Genomic DNA, 21,486 nt, shown 5'->3' with positions numbered 1-21,486 from the left:
CCTGCACCCTCATGCCACCATCCGCCGCTTCATGAATTCCACGGCCAGCAGCACGAACAATACCAGCACTAGGCCAGCCGTGGCACCACCGAACAGTTTCAGCTGCTTCCACTGCCGCGCCCGCGCTGCGGCGGTCTGCGTCAGCGACACCGAGCCCAGTACGATCATGCCCGTGGCCCGCTCCAGCTGGCCCGTGGTGGCATAGCTCGAACGCAGTTGCGCCATAGCAAAGGCCGCACCACAGCCCGCTGCCAGGCCGACGACAAGCACCAGCATCAGCAGCAGCGGCCGATCGGGCGCAGAGGGCCCGCGCGGCGTGCTCGGCGGATCGATCACGTCGAACTTGACCGAGTTGTGCTCGCTTTCCACTTGCCCGCGCAGGCGCAGCTGCTCGCGATCGCGCAGCAGCTTGTCGTACTGGTCCTTGAGCACATCGTAATCGCGGTTGATCCGCGCCGCTTCGGCGGCAACGGCCGGCTCGCTGTATTGCTGGCCGGTAAGCTGGCCGATTTCCTGCTGCAACGAGGCCTTGCGCGATTGCAGCGACACCAGGCTCGCCTCACGATCGGCCTTGATCGACTGCAGCGAGGCATAGGCCGGGTTGGGCGTGCCGGCGCTTTTGCCTTCGGCGGCGGCCTGGCGTTGCAGGCTGGCGATCTGCGCCTTGGCCGCCAGAACATCGGGATGGCTGTCGGTCAGCCCGCGCGCCTTCATCGAGGCCAGGTCTGCCAGCGCCTGGGCCAGCGCGCCATGGGCACCGCCCTGCGCGCCGGGAATGGTGATCGTGGGCGCCGTGCCCGAAAGCTGGCCATTGATCGAGGCCAGCGCGCTCTGCGCTGCCAGAAGATCGGATTCCACCCCGCGCAATTCGGTGCGCGCGCCTTCCAGCTTGGCCGTGACCGAGCCTGTGCCCGGCATAAGCGCGGCATTCTTGGCTTCGAACTCCTGGCGCTTCTGCTCGGCCGCTTCCAGGTCCTTCTGCCGATCGGCCAGCTGCTGATCCATGAAGGCCAGGCTGTCGGTCATCTCGCCGCGCCCGCCGGCCAGGTTTTCCTCGCGGAAGATGTCGATCATCTTCTGCACCACGTCCTGGGCGAGCTTGGCATTCTGCGCATCGGTATAGGAACCGCGGCCCGATGTGGCGCTGATCTCGAACAGGTTGTCCTGCTGGCTCACCACCTTGATCTGCGTGGCCAGCCCCGCCACGGCCGATTCCATCTGCTTGTCGTTGGTGACCTTGTCGCCCAGGCGGGTGGCGCGCACTACCTTTTCCAGGTTGACCGTACTGGTCAGCGTCTGGCGCACCCGCTCGATATCCTGCTTGGCATTGCCGCCGATGCCGATCTGGTCGGACAGGACATCGTCGATCTGGATGAAGATGCGCGCCTTGGATTCATAGGAATTGGGCACCATCGCCACGACCAGCCAGCCCAGCAGGCAGACCAGCCAGGCCACGCCCAGCGCCAGCCAGCGGCGGTGCCAGATGCCATAGAGCGCGATGCGCACTTCATCGAGAATGTTGGTCATGCCGCGCCGCGCTCCCGCAGGTGCGGCGCCGGCCTGGTGTGGTGCCCCCGCGCCATCGTCAGAACGTGCTTTCGGGGATGATGATCACGTCACCGGGCATCAGCATGACATTGGCCTTGGTATCGCCCTTGCGCAACAGATCGCCGATGCGCACAGCATATTCGGTCTGCTTGCCGGTGGTCTTGTCAAACCGCACCAGCCGCGCGCGGTTGCCGGCGGCATATTCCGAAAGCCCGCCCACCGCGATCATCGCGTCAAGCAGCGTCATGTTGGCGCGATAAGGGATCGAGGCCGGCTTTTCGGTGGCGCCCACGATGCGCACCTGCTGGCTGAACGTGCCGGCAAACTTGTTGACGATCACCGAGACGATCGGTTCTTGAATATACTGCGAAAGCTGCAGCTTGATGTCTTCGGCCAGCATCGAGGGCGTCTTGCCCACGGCGGGCATGTCGGTGATCAGCGGCGTGGTGATGCGCCCATCGGGCCGCACCTGGACCGAGGCACCCAGTTCCGGGTTGCGCCACACGAAGATGGTCAATTCATCGAGCGGGCCGATCACATATTCCTCGCCCGGCCCTTCCTGCAGCGCCACGAACGCGGCAGGCGGCAATTGCGGGCCATGAGCGCCGCCGGCACAGCCGGTCAGCATCAGCGACAGGCACGCCGTTCCCAGGCCCAAGCGGGCAAGACGCCTGCGCGGACCTGCGGGCCGTGCGGCGTTCAGGGCTGGGCCGGAATGGAACGGCATCGCAATCGATTCCTTTGTCTGGCTCTTGCGCCGGCCCACGTAGTGTCCCCTATCGGGACCATCGAGACCTGCGACCTTCATCATCGGCTATCGACAAAAAGGGTGAAGATACGGTTATCCTTGTTGCCAACGGGCTTTCCCGACAAGGCGCTTGGTCGCCCGGTCCCAATTCGGGACGGGTGCCCGGGCAAAGATTAACCCACCGTGTGTGCGGCGCTTTCCGCCAGGATTTCCGTCGCCGGACCATGCCCCAGGAACGCCGCCGGGCTCGCCGTGGCGCCATAGGCACCGGCACAGAACACCGCCACCACATCGCCTTCGGCCGCCACAGGCAAGGCAGCGCGGTCTGCCAGCCGATCGAGCGGGGTGCACAGGCACCCCACCACGCTGGCCACCTCATCGGCCGGGGCATCCATGCGCGTGGCCAGCGCCAGCGGATAGTTGCGGCGCACCACGGTGCCGAAATTGCCGCTGGCGGCCAGTTGGTGATGCAGCCCGCCATCGGTCACCAGGAACACCTCGCCCCTGCTTTCCTTGCGTTCGATCACCCGCGCCAGATAGACGCCGGCCTCTCCCACCAGATAGCGGCCCAGTTCCACCGCCAGCCGCGTGTCGCGCAGCTGCGTTGCGTGGCGCTCCAGTTCCTGCGCCAGCGCCGCACCCACGGCGGGCAGATCGAGCGGCGTATCGCCGGGGAAATAGGGAATGCCAAAGCCGCCGCCCAGATTGAGCGCGGGCAGCGGCACGCCCGCGTCTTGCGCCAGGCGCAGCGCCAGATCGAGCGTCGCGGCCTGGGTGGCGATCACCGCTGTGGCATCAAGCGCCTGGCTACCGGCATAGATGTGAAAGCCGCGCCAGTCTGCCCCGGCGGCCACGATGCGGCGGGCGAGCGGCGGCACGTTTTCCGCGTCCACGCCAAAGGGCCGCGCGCCGCCGCCCATCTTCATGCCCGAACCGCGCAGATCGAAATCGGGATTGACGCGAATCGCCAGGCGGGGCCGCTGGTTCGCGGCGGTGCCAAGCGCCAGGGCGCGCTCCACCTCGCGCGCGGATTCGCAATGCAGCGTGACACCGGCGGCGATCGCGGCGGAAATCTCTGCATCGCGCTTACCCGGCCCGGCAAACCCGGCGCGCGCCGGATCGATGCCCTGCGCGGCGAGCAGCGCCAGTTCCCCGGCAGAGGCGATGTCAAACCCGTCAACCAGGCCCGCCAGCAGCGCCAGCAGCGGGCCAAAGGGATTGGCCTTGACCGCGTAGTGCAGCCGCACGGCCGGCGGCAGCGCGGCACGCAGTTCTGCCACGCGCGCACGCACCACGGCCGCGTCATAGACGAACAACGGCGTGCCGTGCTCCTGCGCCCAGGCGCGCGCCGGGCGCCCGGCGATCATCAGGTCTGCCCCTTGGGCGGGAAAATGCGGGGGAATGGGGCCAAGCGGTTTCATCTGCCGGGGTCTTATGCCTTGCCAGTCAAGGCATGGTAAAGATCGGCGTAAAGCCCGGCGCGATCGTGCTTGCCATTGGCCGACAGCGGCAGCGCCGCGCGCCAGTGCACCGCGCGCGGCAGCATGAAGGCTGGCACATCCCGGGCCATGGCGGCGCGCAGCGCGGCATCGTCTTCCCCCGCGCCAGGCACGGCACGGCAGACCAGGTGGATCGCCTGGCCCAGCTCGGCATCGGGCAGGCCCAGCGCCACCACTTCGGCCACGAGGCCAGTGGCCAGCGCGGCTTCCTCCACCTCTTGCGGGCTGACGCGGTGGCCCGACGTCTTGATCATGGCGTCGCGCCGGCCCACGAAGTGGAGCAGCCCCTGCGCATCGCGTCGCACCCTGTCGCCAGACCACACCGCGATGCCGCCCATCTGCGAAAAAGCCGGCGCCGGGCGAAAGCGTTCGGCGGTGCGGGCATCGTCCTGCCAATAGCCTTGCGCCACCAGCGGCCCGGCATGAACCAGTTCGCCCTCTTCCCCATCGGCCGCCGGGGTGCCGGCATCGCTGACCACCATGACCTCGGCAAAGGGAATCGCCGTGCCGATCGCAGTGGGATGGGCATCAATCAGCGCGGGGTCGAGATAGGTCGAACGGAACGCCTCGGTCAGGCCATACATCGCAAACAGGCGCGCGCCGGGAAACAGCGCCCGCAGGCGTCGCACCAGATCGGGCGTGAGCGCGCCGCCGCTGTTGGTCAGCCGGCGCAGGGTTTGCGCGGCATCATCAGGCCAGGCGCATTCGATCAGTTGCAGCCACAGCGGCGGCACCCCGGCCAGCGTGGTAATGCCGTGGCGCGTCACTGCGCGCACCACATCGCGCGGCATCAGGTAATCGAGCGGCACGGCGCAGCCCCCCGCCGCCCAGGCCGACAGCAACTGGTTCTGGCCGTAATCAAACGCCAGCGGCAGTACCGCCAGCACGCGATCGTCTGCCTCAAGCCCCAGGTAATTCGCCACGCTGATCGCGCCGAGCCACAGATTGGCCTGGCTGAGCATGACACCCTTGGGCTTGCCAGTGGAACCGCTGGTATAGAGGATCGCCGCCAGGCTGTGCGGCAACGCAGCCGAGGGTGGCAGGACGCTTTGCGCGTCAAGCGCGGCCAGCACCGCTGCCTCATCATGGACAGCCGCTGCTGCGGCATCGCCGGGCAACAGGGTTTCCAGTCGGCCAAGATTGCCCAGCAACAGCGCCGCGCCGCTGTCTGCCAGGATATGCGCGGCCTGCGCCCGGCGCAGCACCGGGTTCACCGGCACATGCACCAACCCCGCGCGCACCGCCGCCAGGGGGATGATGCAGGCGATCAGCCCCTTGCCCAGCCACGTCGCCACCCGCGCCCCTGGCTCTACTCCCGGCTGCGCTGCCAGCCAGGCCGCCAATTGCCCTACACGGCGATTTAACCCCTCGTGGCTAAGCACCTCATCCTTGAGCACCAGCGCGGGCGCATCACGCTTGCCGCGCAGGGCAAGATGGTCCAGCGGGTGAACGGCAGGGTCGGGCAAAGGCGTCACGGCACTCCTGACGGAATAAGGAAAGGGAACCAGGCAAAGCGTGGCCTGCCGGGTCTATCATGCCGAACTTGCCCAAGTGCAAGACCATCCGCGCCTTGCCGCGCTGATGGCGCGCGGGGCTGCGGCCGGGCCGTTTGACCGGGCAGACTGGCTGGGGCTGATCGCCACCCGTGCGCCGGGCCGTGCGTTCCTGGCCGTGGCGGAAGAGCCGGGCTTGGCGGCTCACGCGGAAGGCGCCATGCTCGCCCTGCCCCTGCTGGCAACGTCCCAGGGGCTTACCGCCTGCGCCAACTGGTACAGTTTCTGGGCGCGCCCGCTCACCCAGGCGCCCGATCGGGCCGAGGCGCTGTTGACTGCCATTGCGCGCGATCTGGCCCACCACGATGCGATCGATTTTGCCCCGCTGCCCGCGCCAGAGGCTGGCTGGATGGCGCGCGCATTCCGCGCCGCTGGCTGGATGGCCACGGTCGAACCGGCCCACGTCAACCGGCACCTCGTGCTCGGGGGACAGGATTTTGCCCAGTGGTGGGCCACCCGCCCCGGCGCCCTGCGCGCCACAGTGCGGCGCAAGGGCGCGCGCGGGGCGGTGCAATGCCGCGTCGCCACCCGCTTTGATCCGGCCGACTGGGCCGCCTATGAAGCGGTCTATGCCGCCAGCTGGAAACCGGCAGAGGGCGACCCTGCACTGCTGCGCGCCTTTGCCCAGGCCGAAAGCGCGGCTGGCGCGCTGCGGCTGGGCCTGGCAACAATCGACGGGCAGCCGGTGGCCGCGCAATTGTGGAGTGTGGAGCACGGCACCGCGTTCATCCACAAGCTCGCCCACCGCGACGATGCGCGCGCCGCGTCGCCTGGAACGCTGCTGTCGGCGGCGCTGTTTGCCCATGTGATCGATCATGATGGCGTCGCGGCGATCGATTTCGGCACGGGCGATGATCCCTACAAGGCAGACTGGATGGACCACACGCGCACCCGCTGGCGGCTGCGCGCGCACCATCCTGCGGCCTGGCGCCACTGGCCAGCGCTGGCGCGCGGGTTGGCCCGGCGCCTGGCCGGGCGCACGCTGCTTGCCCCGCCGCCGGGCGATGGGTAAGGCGCCAGGCATGACCGACACGCTTCCCGCTTCGCTCGACGCCGATCTGCGCGCGCTTCTCGCCGATGTGCTGGGGCTGGCCCCGACGCGGGTGGCCGCGTTCACGGCGCAGACACCGCTGTTCGGCGCGCTGCCCGAACTCGATTCGATGGCGGTGGCGGGCCTCTTCACCGCGCTGGAAGACAGCTTCGGCTTCATCCTGGAAGAGGATGAGATCGACGGCGATCTGCTCGAAACCTATGGCGCGCTGCTGGCCTTCGTCGCGCGCAAGCAGGGCCGTGGCTGAACCGCTCGGCCCGCTGCGCTGGCCCTGCCCCGGATCGGGCGCAGACGGCGAATGGGCCCTGGCCACCGATGGCGCTGCGCCATTGGCGCGGCTGCTGATCGTGCCGCCGCTGTTTGATGAAATGAACCGCACGCGGGCCATGCTGGCGACGCTGCTGCGTGATCTGGGCGCGGCGGGCGTGGCCGCGATCCTGCCCGATCTGCCCGGCTGCGGGGAAAGCGTGCAGGATTTTTCCGCGCAAAGCCTCAACGCCTGGCGCGCGGCCATGGCGGCGGCGGCGCGTCATTTTGACGCCAGCCATGTCCTGGCGCTGCGCGGCGGGGCACTGGTCGCGCCACCCACCCTGCCCGGCTGGGCGCTGGCGCCGCTCGATGGCGATGCCGTGCTGCGCCCGCTGCTGCGCGCGGCCATGCTCGCTGCGCGGGCGCAGGGGGCGGAAACCACCGCCGCAACGCTGCTGGAAACCGGGCGGGCCACGGGCATCATGCTGGGCGGCTATCGCTGCGGCGCGGCGCTGATCGCCGGGCTTCAGGGAGCGCGCAGCCAGGGCGAAGGGCATCAGGTGCTCGCGGTCGGCGATCTGGGCGTGACCGGTGCAGCGCCGTGGCTGCGCCAGGAGCCGGCCCCGGCCCCCGCGCTCGCCGCCGCGCTGGCCGCGCGCATCGTGGCAGACCTGGCGACATGAACCGCAGCGTCATCCCCTTTTCCTGCCAAGGCGCACAGTTGCTGGGCACGCTCGACATGGGCCTGGCCAGCGGCGCCACTGGCCTCTTGCTGGTATCGGGCGGCAACGAGATTCGCAGCGGTGCCTGGGGCGGTCAGGCCTGGCTCAGCGCCGCACTGGCTCGCGAAGGGGTGCCGGTGTTCCGCTTCGACCGGCGCGGCGTAGGCGATAGCGAAGGCGAAAACCGGGGTTTTCGGGCCAGTGGCCCCGATATTGCCGCCGCCTTGGCCGCGTTCCGCGCCGCCGCGCCGCATGTGAAGCGGGTAGTGGCGATGGGAAATTGCGATGCCGCCAGCGCGCTGATGCTCCATGCCGCCACGTTGCCCGGCCTCGACGGACTGATCCTGGCCAATCCCTGGACGGTGGACGGAGAAAATGAAACGGCGCCGGTTCATTCTGCCGCCGCGCTGCGCCGCCACTATCTGCGCCGCCTGGCCGATCCGCGCCAATGGGCACGCCTGCTGGCCGGCAAGGTGGCGCTGGGCAAGCTGGCGGGCGGGCTGCGCACCGCTGCCGCGCCCCAGGCGGCTTCAGCGCTGGCAGAAGAAATGCGCGCTGCGCTGGCCAGCTATCGCGGCAAGGTCACAATTCTGCTCGCGCAAGGTGATCGCACCGCGCAGCTGTTTGCCAGCCATTGGGGCGCCGATCCACGCGTGATCTGCCGCCCCGGTGCCAGCCATTCCTTTGCCGATGCGCCGGAATGGCTGTTGCACCAGGTGCTGGCCGCGCTGGGCGATTAGGCCTGGGTCAGTTGCCCGGTGGCAAAGTCCAGCTCTGCCACAAAGCGTTCGGCGTCGAGCGCGGCCATGCAGCCGGTGCCCGCCGCCGTCACCGCCTGGCGATAGGTGTGGTCCATCACGTCACCACAGGCGAACACGCCGGGGATGGCGGTTTTGGGCGTACCGGGTTCAACCACGATATAGCCGCTTTCATCGAGCGCGAGCTTGCCGGCAAACAGGCTGGTGGCCGGCGCATGGCCAATGGCGACGAACGCACCGTCGGTTTCCACGCGGCTGCCTTCGCCGGTCACCGTATCGACCAGTTCCACCGCCTTGAGGCCGCCAGCCATGGGATCGCCGGAAAACGCGGCCACGGCCTTGTTCCACAAGACGCTGATCTTGGGGTGGGCGTGCAGGCGCTGTTGCAGGATGCGCTCGGCGCGCAAGCTGTCGCGACGGTGGATCAGCGTGACATGCTCGGCATGGTTGGTGAGGTAGAGTGCTTCTTCCACGGCAGTGTTGCCGCCGCCGATCACCACCACCTTCTTGCCGCGATAGAAGAACCCGTCGCAGGTGGCGCAGGCCGAAACACCCTTGCCCGACAGCAGCTGTTCGCCCGGTACGCCCAGCCACTTGGCCTGGGCACCGGTGGCGATCACCAGCGTATCGGCTTCATAGACATCGCCGCTGTCACCCGTGGCGCGGAACGGGGGGCCGGCCAGATCGATATCGGTGATGGTGTCCCACATCATCCGCGTGCCGACATGCTGCGCCTGCGCTTCCATTTCCTGCATCAGCCAGGGGCCCTGGATCACGTCGCGGAAGCCGGGATAGTTTTCGACATCGGTGGTGATGGTCAGCTGCCCGCCGGGCTGTAGCCCCTGCACCACGATCGGCTCCATCCCGGCGCGCGCGCCATAGATGGCCGCCGTTAGGCCTGCCGGGCCGGAACCGATGATAAGCATGCGGGTCTTGTGCGTCGTCGCCATGGAAACTCCTTCCGATGGCGCGCGAGATAGGGGCTGGTCGTGAAAAACACCAGCCCAAGCAAAACTTGCCTGCGTTTAAACCAGGGCGCGGATACGCCTGGGCTCAGGCACCCTGGCGCTGCGTCACGCCTTCCAGGGCACGGCTGACGACAACCGCCGCCGGGGTGGGCTTGGGCACCAGCACGCCGCCTAGCTTGCGCACGGCTTCATCCATGCGATCAAGATCGCCGGTATGCAGGACATAGGGCACGCCACGTTCCGCCAGCGCCTTGGCCACCGGGGCGCAGGTCTGGCCATGGGCGAGCGAGACATCGAGAATGGCCGCCACGATGTGCTCGCTCTCGGCAATTGCCAGCGCTTCGGCCAGTTCAAGCGCGGTCAGCGGAACGCAACCTGCGTCCTCCACCGCAAATTCCAGATCGAGCAGAATGAGGGGCTCGTCATCGAGCACCAGCACGCGACAACCATCATTCGGGCAACACGACTGGCCCATCAGACTGCGTCCTCGCGCAGGGGAACGCGCAGCCTTGCCCTCAATCCATCGGGATGCCAGTCACGCATGATGTTGCCCCTTGCCATGTGCAGCATGCGGTCGACGATCCCCATGGTGGGCGCCTCCGCGTTGTTTTCGGGCGGGTTTACCGCCGGCCCGCCCTGTTCGATCCAGTCGATCACGATCGTGGGTGCCTCGCTGGAACCGTTCTTCTGCCAGGCAACCGTAACCTCGCCACCATCGCTGCTGAGCGCGCCATGCTTGGCCGCGTTCACCGCCAGTTCGTGGAGCGACAGGCCAAGCACGGAAACTGCGGAGAAATCGCTGCGTAACCCGTTGCCCTTGAAATGAATGCGCTTTCCATCCGGGTCATAAGGCGACAGCACCGAACGGATCGCCTGGCCGACTTCGATCGACCCGCTCGATGCCTCGTCCAGCGTGGTTTCATAGGCGCGGCCCAGGGCCTGGATGCGATCGTTGATCTCGCGCGCCTCAACCTCGATTCCGCGGCTGCGCCCGGTAAAGTTGACGATGCCGCCGATCACCGCGAACATGTTCTTCATGCGGTGCGACAGTTCGCGCGCCAATTCGCGGGCGTGGCGTTCGTCGGCGCGGGCGGCGCGCACGTCGGACACGTCCCACTGGCTGCCGAAATAATAGATCAGGCGCCCCTGCGCGTCATAGATCGGGCCCAGGTGCAGCGCGTTCCAGAACGCTGAACCGTCCTTGCGATAATTGAGCAGTTCCACCACCACCACGTCTTCGTTTTCGACTGCCTGACGAATACGGGCAACAGCGCTGCGATCGGTTCCCGGCCCCTGCAGGAAGCGGCAGTTGCGACCAATGATCTCATGTTCTTCATAGCCCGTCAGCCAGCGGAACGCGCGGTTGACGAAGACGATCGGGGCGTCGGGCGTATGCGGATCGCACAGACAGACGGCCATGCGGGTCTGGGCCATGGCCTGCTCGAACAGCACGCCAGAGGCACCGATAAAAGCATCGTCAGGATGGTTGGCAAGGAACCGTTCGGCGCTGTCGTCATAGGCGCCACCGGCCTGGCTTGCACGTTGCGGGCCAGCAGACTGCCCAGCGCCGCCGGCATCGTAAAACGCCCTGTCGTCGCCGCTCGCGGCTTCACCCGCCTTCGTGGCCTCGTCCGGGCGCTCCGGCGCCTGATCTGCCCTGTCACTCGACAAACGTTTGTTCCTGATGTTCTCTCGACCCATGGCAGAATGCCACTTAATGGCGGCAAAATGCGCCAGGGCCGGGAGCGGTTCCCCGCGATAGCGAAAATTTTGCGCTACACCTGCAAACCGGCAAAACCCTGCGACAGATAGCGCAGCGCGCACCCGGCGAGCAGGGCGGTGCCCGTCGGCAGGGCCGCTTCATCCACCACCATGCGGGTGGAATGGATGCCGCAGGCATGGCGCCAGTCCGCCCCCTCGTGTGCCACGCCCAGGAAGAACATGGCGCCGGGCACCTGTTCGAGCACATAGGAAAAGTCTTCGGCGGCCATGATGGCGTGGTCCAGCCGGACAAAGGCCTCGGGCCCGGCCAGATCGCGGGCCACCGCTTCGCCGAGGGTCACCGCGCGGGGATCGCACATCGTCACGGGAAAGCCCTCGTGCAGCGTCACCTGCGCGGTCAGGCCGTGGGCGGCGGCGACATGGGTGGCGCAGGTTTCCAACGCCGCGCGCAGACGCGTGCGGTTGCCGGGCGACAGCGTGCGCAAGGTGCCGATCATGCGCGCGCGATCGGCGATCACGTTGTGCGCGCTGCCCGCCTCGATCCGCGCCACCGTGGCCACCACCGGATCGGCCACCGAGAACCGCCGCGTGACCATCGCCTGGATCGCGCTCACGATCTCGCACGCCACCGGCACGGGATCGAGCGCATCGTGCGGCATCGAGGCATGACCGCCGCGCCCCTCCACCACGATCTCGAACTGGTCGGCCGAGGCCATCAGCGCGCCGCCCCGTCCCGCCACCAGGCCATGCCGGCTGTTGGGCATGATGTGCAGCGCAAACGCGGCATCGGGCAGCGGATCGCCCAGCAGCCCATCCTCGATCATGAAGCGCGCGCCATGGTGCCCTTCCTCGCCGGGCTGGAACATGAAGCGCACATCGCCCGCCAGTCCTTCCGCCCGCGCGGCCAGCAGTTCCACCGCGCCGGCCAGCATCGCGACATGGGTATCATGCCCGCAGGCATGCATCGCGCCGGGAATGGTGGAGGCAAAATCGAGCCCGGTTTCCTCTTGCATGGGCAAGGCGTCGGTATCGCCACGCAGCAGAACGCAGGGCCGATCCGCGCCAGCCGGCACGGCCCCGCCACGCAAGGTGGCAACCAGTCCCGTCGTCGATGGTCCCTGCGCCCATTCCAGGGGCAGATGCGCCAGGGCGGCGCGGATCTTGTCACGCGTGGCCGGGTTGTGCAGGCCCAGTTCCGGTTCGGCATGGATGGCGCGGCGCAAGGACACGATCTTGGGCGCGAGCGCCTGTGCCGCTGCGCGCACATCGCCGATCCCGCTGTTGCCTTCTGCCATCCCATGCTCTCCATGCCACTTGCGCGCCGCGCGGTGATGCACTGCGGCCATTGCCCACGCCTCATGCCCTTTAGGACGGGCTGGACAGACGTGTCGAGCCGGCGGTTGCGCTGGGGTGCGCCATCGGGCAATGCTGGAAGGAATGACGTCTGCGCCGCGCCCCCCGCTCTGGTCCATCCGCGGCCTGCAAGCCTGCAGACCTGCCACCCGCTATACCGTGGGCGTGCTTCTGTTCGTGCTCGCGCTGTCGCTGCGCTGGGTGGCCGATGATCTGTTTCCGCCCGGCTTTCCGTTCCTGACGTTCTTTCCTGCGGTCATCATCGCCACGTTCATTGCCGGGCGCGGCCCTGGCATGGTTTGCGCCATATTGAGTGGCCTTGCGGCGTGGTACTTTTTCGTGCCGCCCGAATTCAGCTTTGCCATCAACACCCAGGTTGCCACGGCCATGCTGTTCTACACCGGCGTGGTGGCGGTAGACATCGTGCTGATCGATGGCCTCACCCGCCGCCAGCGGCAGCTGGAGGAAAGCGAAGCGCGCCTGGCCGAGATGGCGGCAAACCAGGCCTTGCTGTTCAAGGAATTGCAGCACCGCGTGGCCAATAACCTGGCCTCGGTCGCCTCGATGCTGCGGCTGCAGCGACGCCAGATCGAACGCAACCCAGCACTCGCTCTGCCGCTGATCGATCGCGCGGACCAGCGCATCGAGATGATGGGCCGGGTGCATCGCCAGCTCTATGATCCGGCCGTGCAGACCAAGCCGATCAGCGAAATCCTGGCCTCAGCCGTGAACCTGGCGCGCGAAATGGCCGATGCCGATGCGGTGGACGTGGACGTGGTGGCCGAGGATGTGCGGCTGGAGGTGGGCCGCCTGCTGCCTTTGGTGCTGCTGCTGACCGAACTGCTCGCCAACAGCTTCAAGCATGCCTTTGCGCCTGGCCAGCCCGGGCGCATCGACGTGCGGCTGGAACGGGTCGATGATGCCCGGCTGTGCCTGACCGTGGCAGACAATGGCCGCGGCATGCCGGCCGCCGATCCGGCCGATCATATCCCGGGCGGCGTGCGCACGCGGCGCGGACTGGGCACGGCGATCATTGCCGGGCTGGTGGCGCAGCTGGGCGGCAGCCACCGCGTGCGCAGCGGCACCGACGGGGCCGCCAATCCCGGCGTAACCACCGTGGTGCTGTTCCCCGAAACGCTTGGCCGCCAGGGCTGACCAGGCAGGCTGATCACCACTCTGGCGGGCCAGCGCGCGCTGCTTAACGCGCGGCGATCGGCCCCGGCTCGTTGGCGACGATCGCCAGCGTGCTTTGCCAGGCAGCCACGTTCTGCGCCAACGTGGCGGGATCGATCTTGTCCAGCGTATCATCAGGCGTGTGGTGCAGATCGAAATAGTGGGTGCCGTCCTGGTTCAGGTCCACCACCGGCAGCTTTTGCGCGGCAATGATCGCGCCGACATCTTCGCCGCCATTGGCCGTGCCATCGCCCGGCACCACGCCCAGCGGATTGAGCGCGGCCAGCAGGCGCGCCTTCACCGCATCGGCTGACGGCGCGAAATTGGTGATCACCCGCCATACCCGGTCTGCGCCGAAATCGCTTTCCATCGCCAGGGCATGCGGCTCCTTGCCATGCTTTTGCGCATAGGCTTCGCCGCCAAAGCCACCCACTTCCTCGCTGCCGGCAAACAGCACGCGGATCGTGCGCAGCGGCTTGCCGCCATCGGGCCCGCTGGTCTGCGCGCCCAGCGCCGCGCCAGCCACGATGGCGCAGCCGGCGCCATCGTCGATCGCCCCGGTGCCCAGATCCCAGCTATCGAGGTGGCACGCCACCAGCACCGGCGGCAGCGAAGGATCGCGACCTGGCAATTCGCCCACCACGTTGCCCGAAGGCGCATTGTCGATGATCTGGCCGGTCAGCGTCAGGTGCAGCTTGAGCGGCTGGCCGGTGGCGGCGAGCCGCGCAATCTGATCGGCATCGGGATTGGATACTGCGCCGGCGGGAATGGGCTTCACGCCCTTGGCCCAGCTGATCACCCCGGTGTGCGGGTTGCGGTGCTTGTCGGTGCCGACAGAGCGGATCACCACCGCCAGCGCGCCCTTGGCCACGGCCACGCCCGGCCCCTTGCGCCGCACGTTGCCATAGGGGCCATAGCCGCTGCCATCCTGGGTTGGCGCCATGGCATGATCGATAAAGGCAATCTTGCCGGACAGCGAACCATCGGGCGCCGCTTCCAGCGCGGCGAGCGAGGGGAAGTAGACCAGCGGCGCGGTGATGCCCGCCTCGGGCGTGGCGCCGGAATAGCCCAGCGCGGTGATCGCCAGCGGCTGCGCGGCAAAGCCGACGAGTTCGGCCTTGTCGATCCCGCGGCGATAGGCGCGCATGGTGAACGGCTCGATTGCCACGTTCTGGAAGCCCAGCTGCTTGAGGCGGGCGGCGGCCCACTCGCGGGCGCGGGCCTCGGCCGGGCTGCCAGCGGGACGCGGGCCGACCTGCGTGGTCAGGTCGCGCACCAGATCCCAGGCCACATCGGGTGCAGGCGCCGCGGCGTGGGCCAGGGTGGGCACCATGGCGGGCGCAAGCGAGAGAACGGCGGCGGCGGCAGAAAGGCGGGCGGTCAACGAGCGCATCGGCAAATCCCGGAAGGAGTTGGGGGTGCGCCACATTTGCGCGCCCCCCTGCGAAGTCAACCGCCAGCCTGTTCAAAACATGCGATTCACGCCCCCGCCAGTGCCTGTTCCAGATCGGCCAGGATATCGTCGATGTGCTCGATGCCGATCGACAGGCGCACATAACCGGGGCTGACCCCGGCAGCGGCCTGCTCTTCGGCAGAAAGCTGGGAATGGGTGGTAGACGCCGGATGGATCGCCAGGCTGCGCGCATCGCCAATATTGGCAACGTGGTAGAACAGCTTGAGTGCATCGATGAAGGCCCGCCCGGCATCGGCACCACCGGCCAGTTCGAAGCCGACCAGCCCCCCTGCCCCGTGCGGCAGATATTTCGCGGCCAGGTCTGCCGCGCGGCCCTGGGCCAGCGAGGGATGGATCACGCGCGTGACCTTGCCATGGCCGGCAAGCCATTGCGCCACCGCCGCCGCGTTCTGGCTGTGCCGCTCGATCCGCAGCGGCAGCGTTTCGATCCCCTGGATCAGCTGGAAGGCGTTGAACGGCGACAGCGCCGCGCCCATGTCGCGCAGCAGGATCACGCGGGCGCGGATGGCATAGGCGATCGGCCCCAGCGGCTTGATATCGCGCGCCCACACCGCGCCGTGATAGCTGAGATCGGGCAGGTTGAAGAGCGGCTGCCGTTCGGGGAATTCGTCCCACGCGAAATTGCCGCCATCCACGATCAGGCCGCCGATCGAGGTGCCATGCCCGCCCAGATACTTGGTCGAGGAATAGACCACCACCGCCGCGCCATGGTCGAACGGGCGGATCAGCAGCGGGGCGGCAGTATTGTCGACGATCAGCGGCACGCCCAGCTTGCGCCCGATTGCCGCCACTTCGGCAATCGGAAAGGCCACCAGCTTGGGATTGGGCAGGCTTTCCGCGTAATAGGCCCGCGTGCGGTCGTCGGTCGCGCGGGCAAACCCTTCCGGATCGGCCGGATCGACAAAGCGCACCTCGATGCCCAGATCCTTGAGCGTGTTGGCAAACAGGTTCCAGGTGCCGCCATAGAGATCGGTGGAGCTGACGATATTGTCACCCGCCCGCGCCAGGTTGAGCACGGCATAGGTCGAGGCCGCCTGGCCCGATGCCACGGCCACGGCAGCGGCCCCGCCCTCCAGCGCCGCCACCCGCTGTTCCAGCACGTCGGTCGTCGGATTGCCAAGCCGCGTATAGATTGGCCCGAGTTCCTTGAGGGCGAAGCGGTTGGCGGCCTGCTCGGTACTGTCGAACTGATACGACGTGGTCTGGTAGATTGGCACGGCCACCGCGCCGGTGGCCGGATCGGCGCGCCAGCCGGCATGCAGGGCCAGGGTTTCGGGACGGGGCGTGCGGGTTTCTGGCGTTGTGTCGCTCATGGCATCCTCTGGTCGCTGGGCATTTGCCCTGTTTGTCTACTTATTCAATTGACATAATCAAGCCCGGAATTGCGCATGGCATCCTGTGGCCGATACTGCGTGGCAATGCGCAGGCGCGGGGACAAGCGCGATCAACCATGGCCTGGTTACACCACCACCCACACGGCACAACGCGCGCGACCCCCGGGGATGGGGTTTTGAACTGGGGGTTTTCAGGCCATGACGGACCAGACACCGATTTCCGCCACCGATCGCAAGCGCGCGCAGGAAAACGCGACCGTGCAGCGCAACGACGCGATCGAACGCGCGCTGCTGCTGTGCGAGTTCACCGGCGACGGCGTGATCATCGGCGCCAACGAAAACTTTGCCCATCTGCTGGGCGAGCCGGCCGAAGACCTTGTCGGGCGGCGCTATCACAATCTTTGCCACGAGGGTTTGCAGGACCCCAGCACGGAGCCGGCCTTCTGGCAGCGCCTGACCGATGGCCAGGGCCAGGTTGCCGCGCTGCGCCTGGCGGTGCAGGATCGTCCGCCGGTGTGGGTGCGCCTGGCGTTCACGCGTCTCGATACCGCCGAAGGGCTGCCCACGCGCATCCTGGCGGTGGGCATCGACATCAGCCGCGATGGCTTGGCGCGGTTCAATGCGCAGGCCAAGCTCGGCGCACTCGATCACGCCGTGGCCCTGGTGGAATTCACCATGGATGGCGAAGTGGTGGCCGCCAACGAAAACTATCTCAAGCTGACCGGCTATACCCTGGCCGAGGTAATGGGCCAGTCGCACACGCTGTTCTGCGACAAGGACACGGCCGCATCGGATGCCTATCGCGAGTTGTGGGCCGCCCTGCGCCGCGACCAGGTGTGCCATGGCGCCTACAAGCGCGTGGGCAAGAACGAGGCGGATATCTGGGTGCGCGCCTCCTACACCCCGATCCGCGGTGCCGATGGCAAGCTGGAGCGGGTGCTCAAGATTGCCTATGATATCACCGCCGAGCGCCTGTCCACCGCCGAATACGAAGCCAAGCTGGAAGCGATCGACCGCGCCATGGCCGTGGTGGAATTCGATCTGGATGGCAACGTGATCAGTGCGAACGACAATTTCCTGTCGGTCATGGGCTATTCCCCGCGCGAGATCCTGGGCCAGCATCACGCGATGTTCTGCCTGCCCGAATTTGTCCGCACCCGCGAATACGCCGATTTCTGGATTGCGCTCAACCAGGGGCAATTCCAGTCGGGCCGGTTTCACCGCGTGGGCAAGCACAACCGCGATGTGTGGATCCAGGCGACATACAATCCCGTGCTCGACCTGCGCGGCAAGCCGCGCCGCATCGTCAAATACGCTACGGACGTAACCGAGCAGGTGCGCCTGGAGCAGAAGATCGCCGCGCGATCGCAGGAAACCGCCGGCGTGGCCGATCGCCTCGGTCGCACCATCGAGGAAATCAACCGCAGCACCGAAACCGCCAACAAGCTGGCCAATCTGACCGAGACCAAGGCCGATGAAGGCGGCGTGGCGCTCAAGTCTGCGCTCGAATCGATCGAACTGATCCAGAAATCGGCCACCGGGATTGCCGAGATCGTGCGCGTGATTTCCGAAATCGCCGGGCAGACCAACCTGCTGGCGTTCAATGCCGAGATCGAGGCGGCGCGCGCCGGCGAGCATGGCATCGGCTTTTCCGTGGTGGCGGGCGAAGTGCGCAAGCTGGCCGAACGCAGCAGCACCGCCGCGCGCGATATCAGCCGGCTGATCGAGGAAAGCCTGGTGCGCATCGGCATGGGCACCGAGCGCGCCCAGGCTGCACAAAGCGCGTTCAGTGCGATCGCCGCCAGCGTGGGTGACACCAGCTCTGCGATCGAAGTGATCACCCGCTCTGCCCTGGCCCAGGACGAGGTGGCGCGCCACATCGTCACCCTGATCCAGGAACTGGCCGCCGCCGCCCATGACCCCGCCTGAACCGGCCGGGCCAGCCGCAACCTCGCGCCTCTATGGCCTGTTGCAGGTAGCCGGCATCACGCTAGCGATGGCGACGGCAGCGATCCGCGAGGTGGTGCCCCGGCCGGCGCAGCTCTTGCCCTTTCCGATCACCCGGCCCGATCTGGCCGGGGCCATCGCGGTGCGTGGGGCGATCATCCCCGTCATCGACATGGGGCTGATGCTGGGCCTGGCCCCGGCATGCGTGCACGATGGCATCGTCGCGATCGTGCGGCACCAAGGCGGCGTTACCGGCCTTCTGCTCGATTGCATCGAAGGCATTGCCCGCCTGCCCGAAAGCGCGCTGGGCGCCCTGCACTATCCTGACGACGCGCCGCTCCACCGTCTTGCCGCCGCTGGGTTCCTGCACGGCGACACGCGCGGGGTCGTGCTCGATACCGCGCAACTCGCCGCCATGCCGGGCCTGCCCCTGGTGCCCGACAGCCTTGCGGGGCAGCGCCAGGAACACCGCCTGGGCCATGGCGCGGAAGACAAGGTAACCTGCCTGGTGTTCCGCGCCGGTGGGCAGCGCCTGGCGCTCGATGCCCATGCCATCGTCGCCACGCTGCCCGAATCTGCCCTCGCTCCGCCACCGGTGACCAACGCGCTGTGGATGGGGTCGCTGGCGTGGAACGGCGTGGCTGTGCCGGCGGTCGATACCCTGCGCCTGGCCGGCATCGGCAGCCTCGGCCGCACGCCGGGGCGCAGCGCCGCCGTGGTCATCCACGTCGGCCCGGCAGATAGCGCAGCCGGCACCCGCGCCCGGGCCGCGCTGCTGATCGACGGGGTGGACGATATCCGCCAATTGCCGCGCCATGCCGGCGCCGCGCTGGGTGCGATCGGCATTGCCGGCACTGGCGCGGCCCATGCCCTGGTCGACCTGGGCGGCCAGCCGGTGCTGCACCTGTCCGCGACGGCGATTACCGGCGATCCGCGCCTGGCAGAAGTGGCGGCCATGCAGGTGCCGGTCGCGCCCGAGGATACCGATGGAAACCAGCGCCTGCGCGGATTGCCCGCTGCCACCGGCACCACCAGCACGGCCGATGCCTGGCTCACTTTTCGCCTGGGCGAGGCGCGCTATGCCCTGCCGCTGGGCGCAGTGGAAGCGGTGCTGCCGGGCGAACAGCCGCTCTTGCCGCTGGCCGGGCAATTTCCATTATCGGGCGTGTTCCTGCATCGCGACCGGCCAACGCCCGTGCTCGATCTCGCCGCGCGCCTTGGCTGCTCGCGCACCGCGGCCGTGGACGAAGCGATCATGGTGGTGGTCGGCATGGCCGGCCAGCGCCGGGCCTTTCTGGTCGATATGCTGTGCTCGGTCGAGCGCGTGCCGCTTCAGGCGCTACGCACCCAGGCCACCTCGCGGCAGTTGCCCGCAGCGACGATCCGTTGCCGCGCCAACGAGACCTGGGAAGTGCTCGACGCGGCAGCACTGGGCCTGGCTGGTGACGCGACCCCGCCTGCGGACATCGCCTGTCTCACCGCTTGACCAGCCTGGCGCCGGGCATCCCCAAGTGCTTGCCCAACTTGGGCGCGCCCTGTAGAGCGCGGGACAATTTCGCACGTTTTGCCAAACGTTCTGTCTCGCGCAAGGACCCTCAGATGGCCGCCCAATACGCCTACGTCATGAAGAACATGACGAAAACCTTCCCCGGCGCGCAAAAGCCGGTGCTCAACAACATCAACCTGCAGTTCTACCAGGGCTCCAAGATCGGCATCGTCGGCCCCAACGGCGCCGGCAAGTCCACGCTGATGAAGATCATGGGCGGCATCGACAAGGACTTCACGGGCGAAGCATGGCCGGGTGAGCACATCACCGTGGGCTACCTGCCGCAGGAGCCGCAGCTCGATCCCACCAAGACCGTGCTGGAAAACGTCAAGGAAGGCGCGCGCGAAGTGGCCGACCTGGTCGATCGCTTCAACGAGATTTCCAACATCATGGCCGATCCGCCAGAAGACGTCGATTTCGACGCGCTGATGGACGAAATGGGCGACCTGCAGGGCAAGATCGACGCGGTCGATGGCTGGACGCTCGACAACCAGCTTGAAATCGCGATGGAAGCGCTGCGCTGCCCGCCGGGCGACTGGTCGGTGGAAAGCCTCTCGGGCGGTGAAAAGCGCCGCATCGCGCTGACTCGCCTGCTGATCCAAAAGCCGTCGATCCTGCTGCTCGACGAACCGACCAACCACCTCGACGCTGAAAGCGTCGAATGGCTGGAAAACCATCTCAAGGAATATGCCGGCGCGGTGCTGATGATCACCCACGACCGCTACTTCCTGGACAACGTGGTCGGCTGGATCCTCGAACTCGACCGGGGCAAGTACTTCCCCTACGAAGGCAACTACTCGACCTACCTGGAAAAGAAGGCCAAGCGCCTGGAGCAGGAAGACCGCGAGGCGACCGGCCGCCAGAAGGCGATCAACGACGAACTCGAATGGATCCGCGCCGGCACCAAGGGCCGCCAGACCAAGTCGAAGTCGCGTATCAAGAAGTTCGAGGAACTGGTCGCCAGCCAGGAAAACCGCTCGCCCGGCAAGGCCCAGATCGTCATCCAGGTGCCCGAGCGCCTGGGCGGCAAGGTGATCGAGGCCAAGAACATTTCCAAGGCCTATGGCGACAAGCTGTTGTTCGAAAACCTCTCGTTCATGCTGCCGCCCGGCGGCATCGTGGGGGTGATCGGGCCGAACGGCGCGGGTAAGTCGACCCTGTTCAAGCTGATCACCGGCCAGGAAACCCCCGACACCGGTGAGATCGACATCGGCTCGACCGTGCGCCTGGGCTATGTCGACCAGAGCCGCGACCATCTCGATCCCAAGAAGAACGTGTGGGAGGAAATCTCCGACGGGCTCGACTACATGAAGGTCAACGGGTTCGACACTTCGACCCGTGCCTATGTCGGCGCGTTCAACTTCAAGGGCCAGGACCAGCAGAAGAACGTCGGCAAGCTCTCGGGCGGTGAACGCAACCGCGTGCACATGGCCAAGATGCTCAAGCAGGGCGGCAACGTGCTGCTGCTCGACGAACCGACCAACGACCTCGACGTGGAAACGCTCGCGGCGCTGGAAGAAGCCATCGAAAACTTCGCCGGCTGCGCCGTGGTCATCAGCCACGACCGCTTCTTCCTCGATCGCCTGGCCACCCACATCCTGGCGTTCGAAGGCAACAGCCACGTCGAATGGTTCGAAGGCAACTTTGCCATGTACGAAGAAGACAAGCGCCGCCGCCTGGGTGATGCGGCCGATCGCCCGACGCGCCTGGCGTACAAGAAGCTCACGCGCTGATCAAAGATGGTGCAAGGTTTCGCACCACCCCCAACCCCCTCCTCTGAAGAGGAGGGGGCGTTTAGATAGGTATGTTAACTCCCCCTCCTCTTCAGAGGAGGGGGCCGG

Annotated in this window: 18 protein-coding genes; 8 read left to right on the top strand and 10 right to left on the bottom strand. The window is 67.3% G+C overall.

Features of this window, described 5'->3' with window-relative positions; genetic code table 11:
* Positions 1–9 precede the first annotated feature (9 nt).
* The 4 genes from ABIC78_RS11870 to ABIC78_RS11855 form a co-directional block, all read right to left on the bottom strand.
* Positions 10–1,527, bottom strand: coding sequence for an XrtA system polysaccharide chain length determinant (locus ABIC78_RS11870; RefSeq protein WP_354489863.1), 1,518 nt, complete (start codon positions 1,525–1,527; stop codon positions 10–12).
* Between the two features lie 58 nt (positions 1,528–1,585).
* A complete protein-coding gene (locus ABIC78_RS11865) occupies positions 1,586–2,176 on the bottom strand; it encodes an XrtA/PEP-CTERM system exopolysaccharide export protein (protein WP_231627739.1) in 591 nt (196 codons plus the stop codon).
* Between the two features lie 293 nt (positions 2,177–2,469).
* Positions 2,470–3,717 carry a pyridoxal-dependent decarboxylase, exosortase A system-associated gene (locus tag ABIC78_RS11860; protein WP_354489861.1) on the bottom strand — a complete coding sequence of 416 codons (1,248 nt, stop codon included), beginning with the start codon at positions 3,715–3,717 and terminating at the stop codon, positions 2,470–2,472.
* An 11-nt stretch (positions 3,718–3,728) separates the two neighbouring features.
* Entirely contained in the window at positions 3,729–5,270 is a 1,542-nt protein-coding gene (locus tag ABIC78_RS11855) for an acyl-CoA ligase (AMP-forming), exosortase A system-associated (RefSeq protein WP_354489859.1), read from the bottom strand.
* A gap of 40 nt (positions 5,271–5,310) precedes the next feature.
* On the opposite strand from ABIC78_RS11855, the gene ABIC78_RS11850 reads away from it, so the two are divergent.
* From ABIC78_RS11850 to ABIC78_RS11835, 4 genes are read left to right on the top strand one after another with little or no spacing between them, the layout of a single operon-like run.
* The gene (locus tag ABIC78_RS11850) at positions 5,311–6,360 is read left to right on the top strand and encodes a GNAT family N-acetyltransferase (RefSeq protein ID WP_354489857.1); all 1,050 of its coding nucleotides are present in this window, start codon (positions 5,311–5,313) and stop codon (positions 6,358–6,360) included.
* Positions 6,361–6,370: 10 nt separating this feature from the next.
* Positions 6,371–6,646 carry an acyl carrier protein gene (locus ABIC78_RS11845; protein WP_354489855.1) on the top strand — a complete coding sequence of 92 codons (276 nt, stop codon included), beginning with the start codon at positions 6,371–6,373 and terminating at the stop codon, positions 6,644–6,646.
* On the top strand, positions 6,639–7,331 hold the full coding sequence (locus ABIC78_RS11840; RefSeq protein ID WP_354489853.1) for an alpha/beta hydrolase family protein: 693 nt from the start codon (positions 6,639–6,641) through the stop codon (positions 7,329–7,331). The genes ABIC78_RS11845 and ABIC78_RS11840 overlap by 8 nt, the downstream gene beginning before the upstream one ends.
* Complete coding sequence (locus ABIC78_RS11835) at positions 7,328–8,110, top strand: hydrolase 1, exosortase A system-associated (RefSeq protein ID WP_354489851.1); 783 nt, start codon at positions 7,328–7,330, stop codon at positions 8,108–8,110. The genes ABIC78_RS11840 and ABIC78_RS11835 overlap by 4 nt, the downstream gene beginning before the upstream one ends.
* Here ABIC78_RS11835 and trxB read toward each other — a convergent pair.
* The 4 genes from trxB to ABIC78_RS11815 all read right to left on the bottom strand — a co-directional run bounded on the left by trxB (position 8,107) and on the right by ABIC78_RS11815 (position 12,113).
* A complete protein-coding gene (gene trxB, locus ABIC78_RS11830) occupies positions 8,107–9,078 on the bottom strand; it encodes a thioredoxin-disulfide reductase (RefSeq protein ID WP_354489849.1) in 972 nt (323 codons plus the stop codon). The genes ABIC78_RS11835 and trxB overlap by 4 nt on opposite strands.
* Positions 9,079–9,181: 103 nt before the next feature.
* Positions 9,182–9,535, bottom strand: coding sequence for a response regulator (locus tag ABIC78_RS11825; protein ID WP_233253887.1), 354 nt, complete (start codon positions 9,533–9,535; stop codon positions 9,182–9,184).
* Between the two features lie 35 nt (positions 9,536–9,570).
* On the bottom strand, positions 9,571–10,767 hold the full coding sequence (locus ABIC78_RS11820) for a PAS domain-containing protein (protein ID WP_022676193.1): 1,197 nt from the start codon (positions 10,765–10,767) through the stop codon (positions 9,571–9,573).
* Positions 10,768–10,871: 104 nt separating this feature from the next.
* Entirely contained in the window at positions 10,872–12,113 is a 1,242-nt protein-coding gene (locus tag ABIC78_RS11815; RefSeq protein ID WP_043608958.1) for a M20 metallopeptidase family protein, read from the bottom strand.
* Positions 12,114–12,255: 142 nt separating this feature from the next.
* On the opposite strand from ABIC78_RS11815, the gene ABIC78_RS11810 reads away from it, so the two are divergent.
* Positions 12,256–13,326: a sensor histidine kinase gene (locus ABIC78_RS11810; protein WP_158271856.1), complete on the top strand. Its 1,071-nt coding sequence runs from the start codon at positions 12,256–12,258 to the stop codon at positions 13,324–13,326.
* Positions 13,327–13,369: 43 nt separating this feature from the next.
* Here the strand turns inward: ABIC78_RS11810 and ABIC78_RS11805 are convergent, their stop codons facing one another.
* A complete protein-coding gene (locus ABIC78_RS11805) occupies positions 13,370–14,737 on the bottom strand; it encodes a M28 family peptidase (protein WP_028657826.1) in 1,368 nt (455 codons plus the stop codon).
* An 86-nt stretch (positions 14,738–14,823) separates the two neighbouring features.
* Complete coding sequence (locus ABIC78_RS11800; protein WP_354489845.1) at positions 14,824–16,131, bottom strand: O-acetylhomoserine aminocarboxypropyltransferase/cysteine synthase family protein; 1,308 nt, start codon at positions 16,129–16,131, stop codon at positions 14,824–14,826.
* Between the two features lie 219 nt (positions 16,132–16,350).
* On the opposite strand from ABIC78_RS11800, the gene ABIC78_RS11795 reads away from it, so the two are divergent.
* The 3 genes from ABIC78_RS11795 to ettA all read left to right on the top strand — a co-directional run bounded on the left by ABIC78_RS11795 (position 16,351) and on the right by ettA (position 21,378).
* Positions 16,351–18,081, top strand: a complete 1,731-nt coding sequence (locus tag ABIC78_RS11795) for a methyl-accepting chemotaxis protein (protein ID WP_354489843.1) — start codon at positions 16,351–16,353, stop codon at positions 18,079–18,081.
* Positions 18,068–19,585, top strand: coding sequence for a chemotaxis protein CheW (locus ABIC78_RS11790; protein ID WP_354489842.1), 1,518 nt, complete (start codon positions 18,068–18,070; stop codon positions 19,583–19,585). Before ABIC78_RS11795 ends, ABIC78_RS11790 begins: the two co-directional genes overlap by 14 nt.
* Before the next feature lie 113 nt (positions 19,586–19,698).
* Positions 19,699–21,378, top strand: coding sequence for an energy-dependent translational throttle protein EttA (gene ettA, locus ABIC78_RS11785; RefSeq protein WP_022675635.1), 1,680 nt, complete (start codon positions 19,699–19,701; stop codon positions 21,376–21,378).
* Positions 21,379–21,486 lie beyond the last annotated feature (108 nt).

Origin of the sequence: Novosphingobium sp. 1529 (assembly GCF_040544855.1) — a bacterium.
Lineage (GTDB): Bacteria > Pseudomonadota > Alphaproteobacteria > Sphingomonadales > Sphingomonadaceae > Novosphingobium > Novosphingobium capsulatum.
Note: the sequence above shows the minus strand (reverse complement) of the source record. Positions and strands in the feature narration are given on the sequence as shown.